Raw genomic sequence first — 15301 nt, 5'->3', positions numbered from 1 at the left:
TTCGAAGCTTGCTTCGTCCGCTGCATGGCCGCATCCTCCGTGGCTGGAAGTACGATCTTGGTGGGATGATCCTACGCCTAGCAAACAGGGCGAGCAAGATTCACGCGTACACAAATGTGTTGGGCTCGTTCAGATGCATTCATCTTCATGAACGACATCGCGGCAATTTCTTGTCGCTTATACCGAACTGCCGCCATGATGCAGTGCGCAATCGTCTGCCCGCGCGAACGGGGAAGCTAGCTTGGTCGATCAACTCGGACGCTTCGCTTGGTATGAGCTTCTGACGACGGACAGGCCGTCGGCGGCTGCCTTTTACGCCGAGGTCGTCGGCTGGACCGTGAAAGATGCGTCGAGCCCGGAACTTGCCTACACGCTGCTGACTGCAGGCGACGCTCCGGTCGTCGGGCTCATGGATCTCCCCGAAGAGGGGGTGCGAATGGGAGCAACGCCGAGATGGCTCGGCTACGTCGCCGTCGATGACATGGATGTGAGGACCTCGCAGATCCGCCGGCTTGGGGGCGCGATCCTGGTATCGCCGACCGACAGCAACATCGGCCGCATTGCGGTGGTCGCCGATCCGCAAGGAGCGACGCTTGCGCTGGTCACAGGGCTGACATATGGCCAATCGCAACCGAGCGGGTTGGACCAGCCCGGGCGTGTGGGCTGGCACGAGTTGCTGGCTGAAGACCGAAGCAAGGTCTTTCCGTTTTACGGCGAGCTTCTCGGCTGGCAACAGGCCTCCGCCGAAGCCGACCCGGCAAGCGTGTATGAATTGTTTTCGGCGGCCGGGCAGACGATCGGCGGCATGCTCACCAAGCTTCCGGGCGTATCGCAGGCGTGTTGGCTCCATTACTTCAATGTCGACGACGTCGGCGCGGCGGCCAGGCGGGTCAATGCTCGCGGCGGTCGGGTTCTCCAAGGGCCTATCGAGTTGCCCGATGATTGCTGGATCGTGCGATGTGTCGATCCCCAAGGCGCCCTGTTTGCGCTGCAGGGGGCGTGGGATCAGAAGGGCATCGAGCGATCCTCCGCCTCGGAAATCACCTGGTCCGCCAAATGGGAGGGCATTGCTTCACAGGGCAGGATGGTGCTTCCCAAGACGAAGCGACAAAAAAGCTAGGTATACGTTCCGCGTCTCTGGTCAACACGAGCGATACATCGCCTGCAATGGCTTTCCGCTCAAAAACATGATGTGAGGTGTGAGGCCGCCCCGACGTGCGATCCAGCGGCGCACCGGCGCCGGGTACGTCGAGTACAGCATCAAGGTCGCTTCGGGATCGGTGAAGGTACGCCCGTTGGGATCGTAATTCCAAACCGCATGGAAGCCGAGAGTCGCGCGCGACGTCACGCAGATTCTGTTTCGGGGGAGCTCGCCCAGGATAATGGTACATGCCGAGGCGCAGAGACCATCAATGATCACGGATTCGCCGGATGAGGCCAGTCGCTGATATTTGACGACGTAAGTCGCGATCCGACCGCCGTGATCATTCGAGATGCGTATTGCAGCACACGCCTCCGACACAGTTAGGATTAGGACAATTGCCGCAAGGAACCGGGTCATATACTTCATGTCCCCACCCTTGGGTTCGAGCAAACCGATTGGATCGCTTTGCGTGATGGCGAAGCCGCGACAAGCTCGTTCAGGTTCGTGGCAATGTCTGGGCGCTACCCGTAGCAGGGGGCAGGACAACAGCAGTTCCCAAGGCTGCGGCTGAAACGAAAAACCTGAAATTGCTCCCGCAACCCGAGCGGCGGGATATGGTTATGACCTGCGAGGGAACTCTAACGGTGAGCCCTGTTGCAGCGCTTTGAATCGGAAGAGCCATTTCCCTGAAATCTTATTCCGCGCATAGGCCACTCCAATCACGCCGTTGGCGGTGGCCGCAAAGTAGAAAATAGCAACGCTCTCGAGGTTCGAGGGCGCCAGGAAGTACATGCTCGTAATCCGTCTCAAGAAGTTCCCGCGTCCCTTCCTTTCCCGCGTGGGTGAGGTGATCGAATAGTGCTGGTCACTTCCGATATTGGCACTTTTCGGAAATGGCGCGACGTCCGACTTGAGTCCGCTATGGGTACCAAAGCAGACGTCCGCCGACTCTAATTGTGGGTTCACGCCCTCATCACACCACCGCGTTACGCGCGATGGTCTCGCGATAGAACGAGGCGCTGAGTTTTGGCGTGCGACGCTGGGTATCGAAATCGACCCGGTAGAGACCGAAGCGTTTCTCGAATCCATCCGACCATTCGAAATTGTCTAAGAGGCTCCACAGAAAATAGCCGTGCACCGGCACGCCCTCGGATGTCGCGCGCTGCAACTGCGCGAGGTAATTGCGCAGATACATCACGCGATCGAGGTCCGAGATGCCGCCGTCGGCGGCCACCTGGTCGGTCCCCGACGTGCCGTTCTCGGTGATATAGATCGACTTCACGTTCCACAGTTTGGCGACATGGCGCGGCGTCCAGTACATCGTCTCGGGGCCAAATCTGAGCCAGGGCGCGTCCATATGCGGAAACGATGCGGGGAAGGGCGCCAGCGTGAACCCGCGCCCATTGTCGGCAGCGACGACGTAATGATCGGGCATATAGATGTTCAGTCCGACGAAATCGACCGGCGATGAAATGATGCGCAGATCGTCTGGCGTGAACTTCGGCGCGTCGTTGCCGGCCTGCGCCAGATAAGCGTCGGTGTATTTTCCCTCCATCATCACGGTCAGATAACCGGCATTGAGTTCGCGCATCGCGATCTCGGCGGCGCGGACGTTCGCCGGCGTATCGATCGCGGGGATACAGCTCACGGCATTTTCCGCCGGGCCCACCTTGGTCCCGGCGCGCGCCTGGGCGCGGATCGCCTGCACGGCAAGACCGTGTCCAAGGGCGATGTGGTGCCGGACCTGGTTCACTTCCGCCTGCGGTAATTTCAGGCCGGGGGCGTCGGAGCCGTATTGGTGGCCGAGCGACACCGTTCTCGAGCATTCATTGATCGTGAAGAAGTGTTTGACCCGGTCGCTCAGGCGGCCGGCGACATAGGCTGAGTAATCCGCGAACGCCTTTGACGTGTCGCGGGAGGTCCAGCCGCCGAAGCGGGTCTGCAGCGCCTGCGGCAGGTCCCAGTGATACAGCGTTGCAAACGGCTCGATCCCGCCTGCCAGTAGTTCGTCGAGCAGGCGGTCGTAGAAGTCGAGACCTTTGGGGTTCGGCGTGCCGGTACCATCCGGGAAAACGCGCGGCCATGCGATCGAAAACCGATAGGTTTTTGCGCCCAGCGCCTTCATCAGTTGAACGTCTTCCCGGTACCGATGATAATGGTCGCAGGCCACTTCTCCCGTGCTCCAATCCGAGATCGCGCCGGGCTTGCGCGCGAAAAGGTCCCAGATCGACGGGCCACGGCCGTCCTCGTTGACGGCGCCTTCGATCTGATAGGAGGACGTGGCCGTGCCCCACAGAAAGCCGTCCGGAAAGCCGGGTGGGGCGCCTGTTATTTCCCTGCGCCGATCAGCCGGCGCATCGGCGCCGCGAGCCCCGGTGGCGCCGGACAATCCGAGCGTCGTCCAGCCCAGAATTTTGGCAAACTGGCGTCGGGAAAATCCTGGCAATGACATCGCTTCACGTGTTCGGGATCGAGGCAAATATGCGGCAAAAGCAGAGCTTACCCTTCGCGGCCGACCTTGATGCTGGTCGAATTGACATGTTACGAGGTCAGGTGAAGTCGCGCAAACGGCGTGAACATCCACCGACAAGCACGCCCTGAGGACAGGATCGACGGCCTTGCGCACGCCACTGGCGCTCTTCTTTGTTTCGATCGGATGCATTGCTGCGGCGTGGTGGTGGCTGGCCTCGCCGGTCACTTTGGTGCGCGCGCCGATCGATCCCGAGGCCAAACTGGAATGCGTGTCCTACGCGCCGTTTCGCGGCGAACAGACGCCGCATAATCCGCATCTGATCGTTAGTCCGGAGCAGATCGCGGAAGATCTCGGCGAGCTTGCCAAGGTCACCAAATGCATCCGCACCTATTCGATCGATAACGGTTTGGACAAGGTCCCCGAGCTGGCGTCCAAAGCCGGGCTGAAAGTTCTGCTCGGCGTCTGGATCGGGCGCGATCGCGCCAAGAACGTGCTGCTGATCAATCACGCGGTCGCGCTGACCAACGACAACCCGGGCGTGGTGACGTCGCTCATCGTCGGCAGCGAGGTGTTGTTGCGCGGAGAGATGACGGTGTCGGACCTGCGCGAATTCATCCGCTCGGCCAAATCGCGCGTCCATGTTCCCGTGACCTACGCCGATGTCTGGGAGTTCTGGCTGCGCTACCGGGAAATGACCGCCGATGTCGATTTCGTCACCGTGCATTTCCTGCCCTATTGGGAGGACGTTCCGCCCCGCGCCGAAGACGCCGCGGCGCATGTCGATGAAGTCCGCAAGCAGTTGACGGTCGCCTTTCCCGGCAAGGAGATCCTGATCGGCGAGACCGGCTGGCCGAGCCAGGGACGGATGCGCGAGGTCGCGGTGGCCTCCCGCATCAATCAGGCGCGCTTCATTGCCGAGATTCTCGAACGGGCGAGGGTCGAGAAGTTTCGCGTCAATCTGTTCGAGGCCTATGACGAGCCGTGGAAGCGCAAGTGGGAAGGCACCGTCGGCGGCTATTGGGGCGTGTTCAATGCGGGTGAGCGCCAGCTGAAATATCCGGCGGGCGTTGCGATCGGAAACTACCCGCTCTGGAAATGGCAGATGGCGGGCGGGCTCGCGCTCTGCGTCCTGATCTTTCTCACGGCAGGGCTGACACTGCGGCGTCGACCGTCGTCGCCGGGATTTTCGTCGTGGATGGCGGTTGCGATATCCGCGACAACGAGCGGGGTGCTGCTCGGTGTCGGCATCGACAAGCTGATCTATGAAAGTTTCGGCTTCGACGGCTGGCTACGGCAAGGCGCGCTGCTGGCGGCAGCCATCGCCGCGCCGCTGTTGTCGACGCAAGCCTTGATGTCGGGGCGCCCGGTCCCGGTGTTTCTCGATATCCTCGGGCCTGCCGAACGCCGCACCCAGACCTTCATGACGACGCTGCTCGGCATTACACTGATCGCGATCACGCTGACATCGGTGGAAACCGCGCTGGGTCTGGTGTTCGACGGGCGCTGGCGCGATTTCCCGTTCGCTACCCTGACCATGGCCGTCGTACCGTTCACGACGCTCTCGCTGCTCAGCCATCCCCGCTCGGGTGCGCGGCCGGTTGCCGAAGTCGTGTTCGCGGGCTTGCTGGCGCTGGCAGCCGTCTACATCGGCTTCAACGAAGGCGTTGCCAACTGGCAATCGTTGTGGACCTGCGCGATCTATCTGCTGCTGGGCTTTACGCTGTTGCAGGTGCGCGAGGGAAAATCTTCAGAGGGCAAGTCCTCCGAGCTACAGTCCGAACGCTGGTCGAACGAGGCTTCTGGTCAATTGCATTGATGCGTGCCCTCGCATTCAAGGCTTGATTCCGATCTTCTCCCTGATCGCACCGAGTTCGGTCTCGTCCCAGATGCCGATCAGGACGCCGTTTTTCACCTGCAATTGCTGGTTCGCATAATTGGCGATCTTTTCGTTCGGCGTGGTGATGTGTCCCTTCGGATGCAGCGCCCAGTCGAGCAACTCCGCCTGCAGCCGCGCGACCACATCGGCGCAGGATGGATCGGCGCCGCGATCGCAAAATTCCTCCGGATCGCTGTCGAGGTCGTAGAGCATGGGGCGAAAACCCGACGCGTGGATGAATTTCCAGCGGCCGTCATACACCATGAACAGCCGGCAGCGCTCGATCGGCTGTCCCAGCATCAGGCGGACATCCTGCATGGCGTAGTCGTATTCGGAGAACACCACCTTGCGCCAGTCGGCCGGTTTGTGTGCGTGCAGCAGCGGCAGCAGCGAACGGCCCTCCAGAATATGGTCCGGCGGTTTGCTGCCGAAATAATCGATGAAGGTCGGCGCGAGGTCGATCCCCTCGACGAGCGCGTCGCACACCGTGCCGCGCGTGCCGTCGGCAGCCGCCGACGGATCGATCACAATCAGCGGGATTTTCGCGGACTGTTCGTGGAACAGATCCTTCTCGCCCATCCAGTGATCGCCGAGATAGTCGCCGTGATCCGACGTGAACACGATCATGGTGCTGTCGAGCAGGCCACGTACGTCGAGGAACTGCATCAAGACGCCCATCTGGTCGTCGATCTGCTTGATCAGGCCCATATAGGTCGGAATGACTTTTTCGCGGGCCTCGTCGCGCGACATGTTTTTCGAATAGCGCATGTTCATGTAGGCGGCGAACACCGGATGCGCGTTGTCGCGTTCGATGTCGGAGCGGATCGCGGGCTGCACGTCTGACGTGGCGTACATGCTGGCATAGGGCTCCGGCGCGATATAGGGCCAGTGCGGCTTGATGTAGGACAGATGCAGGCACCACGGGCGGCCATCGTCTTCGGCCTCCGCGATGAAATCCATCGCGCGCCGCGTCATGTAGGGCGTCTCGGAATGCTCTTCGGGGACGCGCGCGGCCTTGTCGGCGTGAACCAGCAGCCAGCCGTTTTGCAGGGAGCCGTCGGCGTCGGCGCCGGAATTGGCCCAGTGCTCCCACGGATTGTCGGCGTTGTAGCCCTGCTGGCGCAAATACTCGTCGTAGGCCGGGCGAGGGCGTCCGGTCGGATGCAGGCCGTCGTCGCGCTCATAGGGTTCGAAGCCGCATTCCGACACGTGCACGCCGATGATCGAGTCGGGCGCGATGCCGAGATTCTTCAGGCCTTCGAGGTCGGGCGCCATGTGGGTCTTGCCGACCAGCACATTGCGGACGCCGATCTTCTTCAAGTGATCGCCGAGCGTCGGTTCGCCGATCCGCAACGGCCAGCCGTTCCAGTGCGAGCCGTGTGAACGCATATAGCGGCCGGTGTAGAACGACATCCGCGACGGGCCGCAGATCGGCGATTGCACATAGGCGTTGGAGAACAGCACGCCGCGCTTGGCCATCGCATCGATGTTCGGCGTCTTCAGCACGGGGTGGCCGGTACAGCCGAGATAGTCGTAGCGAAGCTGGTCGCACATGATCCAGAGCACGTTTTTCGGCTGTTGCTTCGCAGGCTTTTCGGAAGGCGGCATTGGCAGGGCATTTCCAGCGGTTCGGGAGCCGCGATGGTGCGATATTGCCGGTCAAATGACAATAAAAGCCGCCCGCCGCACCGGCCGGGGCCGCGACGTTAACGTTTGGCTATCGCGATTTCTCGCAATTGAACTGGCATCGAGGCTGGCGCGTTAGGCTTACCGGCAGTTTGGCCCGCCGCTTTAACCCCTGAGGTTGTGCGTTGGATTAGATTGCCCGTCGAGGAAGGCGGGGATCCCAAGCGATGCGCATTGGCGTAACACTGGCAATCTTGATGGCGATGACGTCGACGGCGTTTGCCGGCGGCGGGTTTGATATCGTGATTCCCGGTCGCCCCGGCGTGCCCGTCGTCATTAACGGCGTCGACGCCTCCTATGCGGCGGTCGAGGGCGAATGGGGTCTCGGCAAGAACTGGCAGGTGCAGCCGACCGTTTACGGTGGCCGCTATATCGATCCGGTTCCGAACGTCGGCCACTACTATCCGAGCGCAGGCCATCTGCCCGGTTACGGGCGCCTGGAAGTCGAACCGCCGGCCAACCGCCGCTTGCCGCAGCCGGCCGAGAGCTATCATGAATCATGGTCGGCGCAGTCGGCGCCGCTGCCGGCGCAGTCCAGCGTGCCGGTCGATCCGCCGGCGATCATCTACGCGCCGCAGGAGCAGGGCCGTCGCGATTTCAGGCCGCGTATTCCGCAGAACGTTCCACACTAGCGCATGATCCGAAAAAGTGGGCACCGGTTTTCCGAAAAGATCATGCTCAAACAAGAAGCCAAACACTTCAAGAAACTGCGTCAACGAAAACACCTACAGGAGAGAGTAATGCGTCAATTGTTTACTGGATTGGTTGCGGCGGTCGCGGTCATGGCCGCGGCGCCCGCTTTTGCGTGCGGCTACAACCCTTGCGGGGCGCCGGTTTACGTCGCGCCGGCGCCGGTCGTCGACTACGGCTGCAACCCCTGCGGTTGGGCCCATGAGCGGCTCGCCGCTCCGGAGCAGCAGTACTACTACGTCAACCAGGGCCCGACCTATACCGGCCCGGGCAACTTTGCGCCGGTTCGGACCTACGAAGAAGGTTCGGTGTCGGGTTACGGCTACGGCTATCACCGTCCGTACTACGGCTACCGTCACCACTACGGCTACCGCCCGCATTATGGCTATCAGCCGCATTACGGTTATCGCCACTATGGCACCTACGCGCCGCGCGTCAGCTACTATCACGCGCAGCGCATGGGCTACCACCGCGGCTACTCGCCGTACTACGGCCGCCACGTGCTGCGCCGCTACTACTGATCAAATGATCGTTTGAAGATTTCAGCGCCCGTTCGCATCAAGCGAGCGGGCGTTTCTATTTCATCAGACCGAGCCTGGACGCACCGATGTAGAGCGCCAGCACCGCGGCGTTCGAGACGTTGAGGCTCTTGATCTCGCCGGGCATGTCGAGGCGGGCCACCACGTTGCAGGTCTCGCGCGTCAATTGCCGCAGGCCCTTGCCCTCGGCGCCCAGCACCAGCGCCAGCGGCTGCCGCAGTTCGACTGCGGCAAGGTCCGTGCTGCCCTCGCTGTCGAGGCCGACCGTCAGGAAGCCCAGCTCGTTCAGCTCGTTCAGCGCGCGGGCGAGGTTCTGCACGGTCACGACAGGCACCATTTCCAGTGCGCCCGAGGCTGACTTGGCCAGCACGCCGGTCGCCTCCGGACTGTGCCTGGCGGTGGTGACGATCGCCTTGACCGCAAAGGCCGCCGCCGAGCGCAGGATGGCGCCGACATTGTGCGGATCGGTGATCTGGTCGAGCACCAGCACGATGCCTTCCTGGGGCAGCGTCTCGAGGTCAGGCGAGGGCAGGGGATCGGCCTCCGCCAGCAGGCCCTGGTGGACGGCGTCGGGCCCGAGCCGGGCGTCGATTTCGCTCGGTCGGACGATTTCGGGGGTGACCTTGGTGTCGATATTCTCGTCGCTGAGCCGGCGGGCGGCGTTCTCGGTCAGCAATAGCCTGCGGATTCCGCGCTCCGGGTTGGCCAAAGCGGCCGAAACCGTGTGCCAGCCATAGAGAATCACCGGCCCGTCCGGACTGCTGTCGCGGTCCCGCCAGGTCGGTCGGCCGCCCGGTTTTCGGCCTTTTTCGAAGGGTTTGCCGCCGCCACGGCGGAACGGCGGTTTTCGATCGCGATCGCTCATGGGAAGCTTCTGTCACGGGTTCCGGATTATGGCAATTTGGGCCCTTCCGCGGCGGATTTGATGGCTTGTCTTGGTTGACTTTGCCACCCCCCTTCGCCCATAAACGCGCCCGACCGGGAGCTCGCCATCGGCTCCCGGATTTAACGTCATCCATGGCCTGATCCGCCGCCTCTTAGCGGTCTGGCTTGCGATGCTGTTGGACGGGGGAGTGTCCCGAGTGGCAAAGGGAGCTGACTGTAAATCAGCCGTCTTATGACTTCGAAGGTTCGAGTCCTTCTTCCCCCACCAGCCTTCGCTCGCGCCGCGAGCTACGGCTAGGCAAGCCACCCTCGTAGCGAAGGCTGCCGCGCCGACTTGTCCGCCGTAGCTCAAAGAGCGAAGGCGGAAGGGCGTAGGCGGGCTGTGACTGACCGAGTTGCGGCACCCAACCAAAATATCGAAATCAACCCCATGCAAAGTAGCAAGGCGGGCTCTGCGCCCCGACCACTGCCATTTGCATCCCCCGAACGCCCATAGCAGGATACCTGTACCTTCGCGCCACCACAGGCCTCCCGCGTGCCCCAACTCGCCAACGCGCTCCACAACGCCAACAAGCTCAAGCTTGGCCTGTTTTCCCTCAACGCCGACGGCGGCATCGCGATTACGAAAGTGCCGGAGCGCTGGCGGGCGGACTGGGCCGATATTGCCGAGGTCGCCCAAATGGCCGACCGCGCCGGCTTCGAGTTCATCCTGCCGATCGCGCGCTGGAAGGGATTTGGCGGCGAGCTCGATGTCCGCACCCTGTGCTACGAGACCTTCACGTTTGCCGCGGCACTGAGCGCGATGACCGAACAGATCACGATCTTTTCCACGGTGCATGTGCCGGTCGTCCATCCGGTGTTCGCGGCCAAGGCGCTGGTGACGGTCGACCATGTCAGCGGCGGCCGCGCCGGGCTCAACATCGTGGCCGGGTGGAATCAGGGCGAGTTCGACATGTTCGGGCATGCGCTGGCCGAGCATGATCGCCGCTACGAGCAGGGGCTGGAATGGTTCGAGGTGATGAACCGGATCTTCACCTCGACGGAGCGGTTCGATCACGACGGCGAATTCTACAAGCTGACCGGCGTGATTGGAAAGCCGCAGCCGGTGCAACGGCCACGGCCGCTGACGATGTCGGCGGCGTCCTCACCGGCGGGACGGGCATTCGCGATGAAGACCAGCGATCTCCTGGTCACCGTGCTCGGCGTCGCCGGGGAGGGACTGCCGCCGGTGCGGGCGCTGGCCGCCCAGCGCAACGCCGAGGGCCGCCCGTTGCAGATCATCACCACGACGCATGTGGTGTGCCGCGAGACCGACCGCGAGGCGGAAGACTACTACCAGCATTACGCCGTTGCGAATGCCGACACCGAAGCGGTCGACTACCACATGAACATGTCGCGCCGGAATCGCCAGCTCGACACCAACGAGATCTTCAACGAGCGCAAGCGCTATGCCGGCGGCCTCAGTTCGCATCCGCTGATCGGCCGGCCGGAAAAGATCGTCGACGAATTGCTGTGGCTCAACGCCGCCGGAATCGACGGCGTCACGCTGTCATTCGTCAACTTTAGGGATGAACTGCCGTTCTTCATCGAGCGGGTGCTGCCGCTGCTGCGGCAGGCCGGCTTGCGGCAGTAGCGCCGGTTCGGCTGAGTGCGCGAAAACCTAATGACCGCGCTGCATGCAGGACATCACATAGTCCCGAAAAGCGAGGCCTTGCGTGCCACGCCTGCTATTGACGCTCATACTTTGAGCTTCCTGCTGGCAGTGTTCACGCCTGGCGACCAACCCCGGATGCTGCGCACTGGCACATGCAAACCGCGCGCGACCCGGCGGATAGATCCAGCAATCCTCGGCGGCAGCGGAAGAAGACAACGAGGCCACGAAGACAATCAGGGGAATGTATTTCATCGTTCCGCTCCCGAAACTTCGGCGCGGACTTAACCCCGAAGCCTCCGGTCCCCGCAAGCCGATTGGGAGCCATGACCAGTCTTGAACCTCTCCAGACGGCGCCGCGACCAAGCCGCCGGGAGAGAGATAGAGCCTGATGCTCGATACGCTGACGACGATGTTGTTCCTGATCCTGGTGTTGATCTGGATCCTGGATTGGCTCGGCCTGCTCGATGTCGTCAGCGCGCTGTTTGAACTGGTCAGTGCCGTGGCCGCGGCCGTCCTGCTGCTGGCGGCCTGGGCGGTCCGCAAGGTTACGGCTCCCCGTAAACCGGTCCCTCCGCCGCCGTCTCCGGGATCACCGCCCCGGGGAGGTAGAGCGCGATCGGACGGATCTCGTAGACCGCCGTCGGATTGACCCGGCGCAGGTCGCGGGCGACGCCGAGGGCTGCGTCCTCGTCCGCGCAGTCGACCATGTAGAACCCCAGCAACTGCTCTTTCGTTTCGGCAAACGGCCCGTCCAGCACCATGCCGGCGCCCGGGCCGCGAAGGGTGCGGGCCTTGGCGGTACCGCCCAGCCGGGCCGTCGGGCCGAGCAGTTTGTGCGCGTTGAGCCGGTCATGGACGGCGAGCAGATTGGTCATCAGTGCCGCGTCCTGCTCGGGCGTCCAGGACATGACCTCGGCTTCGACGTGATAGGCCAGAATGGCGTAAAGCATGGGTTCTCCTCGTTTGCTGGCGGGACCTGTTGCCGTTCAAGGACGTTCGGACGCGGCATATCCCGACAAACCGGTTTTTGAAACCTGGCACCGTGCAGCCGGCCGCGACGAAACACTCCGGAAACACGATATATCCACCCCCGCTTGAACGCGCCCCGGCGCGTGCACGACTGATGAGCAGAACGCAGGAACTGCGCAGCCATCATGGAGACGGTCATGTCACGCCAGCCCGCCACGATCATCAGCGATGTCGCCACCCGATCGAACGCATCGACGCAGGCCGGCGACTGGCACGACGTCTCCGGCCATCACCGCTACTACGGCAGTTCGGCCACCAATGGCGGCGAGCGAATCATCGAGAGCCGCCGCGGCCCGCGCCCACGCTCGGTCAATCTCTGCGGCTTCTGATCGCGAGCCCTTTGCCGATCACAAGCTTTCGAACAACGAAATATCAGCACATGACCGTCGTCGCGTTGTTCGTCCTGTTCCTGCCATTTCTTTTCTCGCTGTTCGGACAAAGCGCTGTCGCGAAGATGCTCTGTCTGGTGACGAGCATCCTGGCCATGCTGCTCAGCGTCGAACCCTATGGTGCCGTGCTGCCCTGGTCGTTCGGCGCCCTGATCGCCGCCGTTTCGGTGTGGGAACGAATCCGGCAGCGGCGGACGGTGTGAGAGGTTCGCGCTTCGCGCGTCTCGCCAAACATCCCCAAAATAAAAGGCGCGGCGGGATTGCTCCCGTCGCGCCCCATTATTTGTGCTCGCTGGTCCAGGGCTGAGAGCGCCCCGATGCCGGACCTTCAAAGCTCGTTAGCCTTGCAGAGCCTAGCGGGCGATCCCAGCGAGGTGACAGCGCTTGGTAAGAGACACTGGATCACCTCCTTTCGTTGGTTGTGGAAACATCAATATAGGCAGCGATTCTGCCGCTGTTAAGCCCCGATCCGGCGCGGAATCCGGGGAACACGGCCCTTGGCCGGGCGCGAACGGCCGCCCGCGAGCCGGGTTGAGGCCATCAGCGCGGCGTGTTAGGTGATCCCCGTGCGCGGGTGTAGCTCAATGGTAGAGCAGCAGCCTTCCAAGCTGAATACGAGGGTTCGATTCCCTTCACCCGCTCCAAAACGATTTCAATGGCTTAGCCAGGAATTTTAAACTCCCATTCCGACACTGTTCCGACAATTTTTGACATGTCACGGCTGAAGGCCGATGCAAATTCGCGAGCGTTTTCAGACTCTACTTAAAGCTATTCTCATCTTCGATGAACGTCCCCAATAAGCTTGGTTCGTGGCGGGCGTGGCGACGATTGCCGATGTCCTCGAATAGGAATGATCGCGACTCTCAGGTGAGATGCGAGCTTCGGGCTAGGTGCACTGTCCTCATGCCCAAAATCCTGCCAGCCGTTCAACGAACCAGAACGCTGCCACGACGCCGACCCCATAGGCCGTGACCGTCCGCAGCCGACTTTCGACGGTCTCGGGGATCCGAAATTGCCTAGCCAACTGCATCACGCCGAGAACGGCGGCGATGAAAGCAAGCTGTCCCATCTCGACGCCGATGTTGAAGGCTAGCAGCGCTATCGGAACGTCGCCTTGTGGGAGACCGATATCGATCAGGGCGCTGGCGAAACCGAGGCCGTGCAGAAGCCCGAATGCAAAAGCGACCGCCCATGGCCAGGTGGCGGTCAGGCTGGGTTCCCCTCGCTGCCGCCGGAGGATCTCGCTCGCCAGAAGCAGAATGCTGAGAGCAATACACGCCTCGACCGGCGGTCCCGGCACATGGATAACGCCCAGGGTCGCAAGCGAGAGCGTGATCGAATGTGCGACGGTGAAGCCCGTCACCGTCAACAATAGCATCCGCGTGTTGCGCACGATGAGGATAAGCCCGAGCACGAATAGAAGATGGTCGAAGCCGAACAGGATGTGCTCAATGCCGTGCGACAGATAGGCGCCCGCGACCGCGAGAGGCCCCAGCGACGTCGCGATGTCGACCCAAGGCTGCGACGGCCGCACCAGCGTAGTCGAATGCGTGCCATCCAGCATCTGCACGCGCACCAGAACATCCGTGACCGTAGCCTGAAGCCCCACGAACTCAATGCGCTTCCCCGCCAGTCCCTGAGCGCCCACGTCAATGACCTGGCGTTCGACGAGGGAATCTGAGAGCTCTTGCGCGACAGGCTCGACAACATTGTGAATCTCGTCCGGGAGGCGCAGCACAACCGGCAGGCGCATGCCGGCAAGCATCGGCGTTCGCCAAAGCAGTTGGTAGCGGCCGGGCCCGACTTCATCGATCTGCAGATAGGCCGGCCGGATCTCGTGAGCGTGCGCGGGCTGCATCAGCACCATCAACGCCGCCAGCAGACCGGTCAACGCGACCTGGAGCCCGCGCCATTGTATCGATCGCGCCCTCACTGCGGCAACACGCTTGTCGACGCGATTGGCGCCTGAGGATTCCGCAAGCTCCCGAAGTCGACCGATTCGATGGGCGGGGCCACGACCGTGTAGCGCGCACGCATTGCCTCGTATGCAATCCGTTTGATCTCGCGCTGCTTTTGATCCAGCCAGGCGGATTTAACGTCGGACTGAACTTCCTCGAACAAAGGCACCCGGCCCGGCTCGATGGCGTCGACGAATATGAGGTGCCAGCCATAGCCCGACTGGATCGGCCCCTGCCATGCACCAGGCTTGAGCTGAAACACCGCCTTTGCGAAACCCGGGCCAAACTCCTTGGCGATCTGGTCGGGAGCGCGTTCGGCGTAGTAGTCTTGGAACATGAAGGGGTCGGCAACCGTAGCGACCTCAGGTGTGTCGGCCGCCTTACCTGCGATCTTGTCGAGTATTCCGGCAGCCCTGTCGCGGGCACCAGGTCGATCGAAGGAGAAGTACAGGTGACGAAAGCTCGCGCGCGCCGGAAGCGCAAAGCGATCCGAATTCTGCGTATACCAGGCTCTGAGTTCGGCATCGCCGGGATCCTGCAAAGCGGCAACATCTGCTGCCAGGAAATCCATCTTCTGCGCCAGCCGGCGCTTGATGATCTCGTCATCCTTGTCGAGCCCAAGCGCCACGGCTTCACGGGAGAGAATCTCCTCGCTTACCCGCTGCTCGATCAGGGCGTGCATCTGATCAGCCGTCGGCTGTGGCCGACCTTGCGCGAGCCATTGCACCGCCAATTGGCGTAGATCGTCCTTCGTGAGCGCGATCTGATTGGTTCGGTCGGTCCGGTTTGCGGTCGGGTTCAACAGTTCGTAGATCGCGAAGATCAGCGCGCCGGCAAGAAGGAAATGGACCAGGGGCTCGCGCAACCACCTGTGCAGCAGGCTTGGCGGCTTCGGTCCGGTCTCTGACGCAATCGGTACCGGCGCGGGCGGCTCCGGCTTCAGCTCAGGTTTGACGCGTAGCTGCGGTGCCATAGGTC

At 62.3% G+C, this 15301-nt stretch carries 15 protein-coding genes and 2 tRNA genes; 9 read left to right on the top strand and 8 right to left on the bottom strand.

Going from position 1 to position 15301, the window contains the following annotated elements; translation table 11 throughout:
• Positions 1–241: 241 nt before the first annotated feature.
• On the top strand, positions 242–1120 hold the full coding sequence (locus BLS26_RS04145) for a VOC family protein (RefSeq protein ID WP_092508683.1): 879 nt from the start codon (positions 242–244) through the stop codon (positions 1118–1120).
• Positions 1121–1141: 21 nt separating this feature from the next.
• On the opposite strand, the gene BLS26_RS04140 is transcribed toward BLS26_RS04145, so the two are convergent.
• Together BLS26_RS04140 and BLS26_RS04135 are read right to left on the bottom strand one after the other, a co-directional pair.
• Positions 1142–1570 carry a hypothetical protein gene (locus BLS26_RS04140; RefSeq protein ID WP_092517591.1) on the bottom strand — a complete coding sequence of 143 codons (429 nt, stop codon included), beginning with the start codon at positions 1568–1570 and terminating at the stop codon, positions 1142–1144.
• A gap of 547 nt (positions 1571–2117) precedes the next feature.
• Positions 2118–3590: a GH1 family beta-glucosidase gene (locus tag BLS26_RS04135; RefSeq protein WP_371360776.1), complete on the bottom strand. Its 1473-nt coding sequence runs from the start codon at positions 3588–3590 to the stop codon at positions 2118–2120.
• A gap of 172 nt (positions 3591–3762) precedes the next feature.
• Here BLS26_RS04135 and BLS26_RS04130 point away from each other — a divergent pair, with 172 nt between their 5' ends.
• Entirely contained in the window at positions 3763–5433 is a 1671-nt protein-coding gene (locus BLS26_RS04130; RefSeq protein ID WP_244541836.1) for a glycosyl hydrolase family 17 protein, read from the top strand.
• A 15-nt stretch (positions 5434–5448) separates the two neighbouring features.
• Here the strand turns inward: BLS26_RS04130 and BLS26_RS04125 are convergent, their stop codons facing one another.
• Positions 5449–7101, bottom strand: coding sequence for an alkaline phosphatase family protein (locus BLS26_RS04125; RefSeq protein ID WP_092508680.1), 1653 nt, complete (start codon positions 7099–7101; stop codon positions 5449–5451).
• Positions 7102–7346: 245 nt separating this feature from the next.
• Between BLS26_RS04125 and BLS26_RS04120 the strand changes: the two genes are divergently transcribed.
• Positions 7347–7811, top strand: coding sequence for a hypothetical protein (locus BLS26_RS04120; RefSeq protein WP_092508678.1), 465 nt, complete (start codon positions 7347–7349; stop codon positions 7809–7811).
• A 108-nt stretch (positions 7812–7919) separates the two neighbouring features.
• Entirely contained in the window at positions 7920–8390 is a 471-nt protein-coding gene (locus BLS26_RS04115) for a hypothetical protein (RefSeq protein WP_092508676.1), read from the top strand.
• 55 nt (positions 8391–8445) lie between these two features.
• Here the strand turns inward: BLS26_RS04115 and rlmB are convergent, their stop codons facing one another.
• Positions 8446–9273: a 23S rRNA (guanosine(2251)-2'-O)-methyltransferase RlmB gene (gene rlmB, locus BLS26_RS04110; protein ID WP_092508674.1), complete on the bottom strand. Its 828-nt coding sequence runs from the start codon at positions 9271–9273 to the stop codon at positions 8446–8448.
• Positions 9274–9475: 202 nt separating this feature from the next.
• On the opposite strand from rlmB, the gene BLS26_RS04105 reads away from it, so the two are divergent.
• Both BLS26_RS04105 and BLS26_RS04100 read left to right on the top strand, forming a co-directional pair.
• Positions 9476–9561 (top strand) — tRNA-Tyr (locus BLS26_RS04105).
• A gap of 267 nt (positions 9562–9828) precedes the next feature.
• Positions 9829–10926, top strand: coding sequence for an LLM class flavin-dependent oxidoreductase (locus BLS26_RS04100; protein WP_092508672.1), 1098 nt, complete (start codon positions 9829–9831; stop codon positions 10924–10926).
• Positions 10927–10953: 27 nt separating this feature from the next.
• Here BLS26_RS04100 and BLS26_RS04095 read toward each other — a convergent pair whose 3' ends face one another.
• Together BLS26_RS04095 and BLS26_RS04090 are read right to left on the bottom strand one after the other, a co-directional pair.
• Positions 10954–11490: a hypothetical protein gene (locus BLS26_RS04095; protein ID WP_092508670.1), complete on the bottom strand. Its 537-nt coding sequence runs from the start codon at positions 11488–11490 to the stop codon at positions 10954–10956.
• Positions 11491–11492: 2 nt separating this feature from the next.
• On the bottom strand, positions 11493–11897 hold the full coding sequence (locus tag BLS26_RS04090) for a YciI family protein (RefSeq protein WP_092508668.1): 405 nt from the start codon (positions 11895–11897) through the stop codon (positions 11493–11495).
• Positions 11898–12113: 216 nt separating this feature from the next.
• Between BLS26_RS04090 and BLS26_RS04085 the strand changes: the two genes are divergently transcribed.
• The 3 genes from BLS26_RS04085 to BLS26_RS04075 all read left to right on the top strand — a co-directional run bounded on the left by BLS26_RS04085 (position 12114) and on the right by BLS26_RS04075 (position 13009).
• The gene (locus BLS26_RS04085; protein ID WP_244541835.1) at positions 12114–12305 is read left to right on the top strand and encodes a hypothetical protein; all 192 of its coding nucleotides are present in this window, start codon (positions 12114–12116) and stop codon (positions 12303–12305) included.
• A gap of 50 nt (positions 12306–12355) precedes the next feature.
• Positions 12356–12568 (top strand): hypothetical protein, encoded by a 213-nt coding sequence (locus BLS26_RS04080; RefSeq protein WP_092508664.1) that lies wholly within the window; start codon positions 12356–12358, stop codon positions 12566–12568.
• A 367-nt stretch (positions 12569–12935) separates the two neighbouring features.
• Positions 12936–13009, top strand: a tRNA-Gly gene (locus tag BLS26_RS04075).
• Positions 13010–13266: 257 nt separating this feature from the next.
• Here the strand turns inward: BLS26_RS04075 and BLS26_RS04070 are convergent.
• Both BLS26_RS04070 and BLS26_RS04065 read right to left on the bottom strand, forming a co-directional pair.
• On the bottom strand, positions 13267–14232 hold the full coding sequence (locus tag BLS26_RS04070; RefSeq protein ID WP_092517589.1) for a HupE/UreJ family protein: 966 nt from the start codon (positions 14230–14232) through the stop codon (positions 13267–13269).
• A gap of 62 nt (positions 14233–14294) precedes the next feature.
• Positions 14295–15296 (bottom strand): peptidyl-prolyl cis-trans isomerase, encoded by a 1002-nt coding sequence (locus BLS26_RS04065; RefSeq protein ID WP_092508662.1) that lies wholly within the window; start codon positions 15294–15296, stop codon positions 14295–14297.
• Between the last annotated feature and the right edge of the window lie 5 nt (positions 15297–15301).

The organism is Afipia sp. GAS231 (assembly GCF_900103365.1).
Lineage (GTDB): Bacteria > Pseudomonadota > Alphaproteobacteria > Rhizobiales > Xanthobacteraceae > Bradyrhizobium.
The sequence above is the reverse complement of the archived record's forward strand: the minus strand, read 5'-3'. Positions and strand labels throughout refer to the sequence as shown.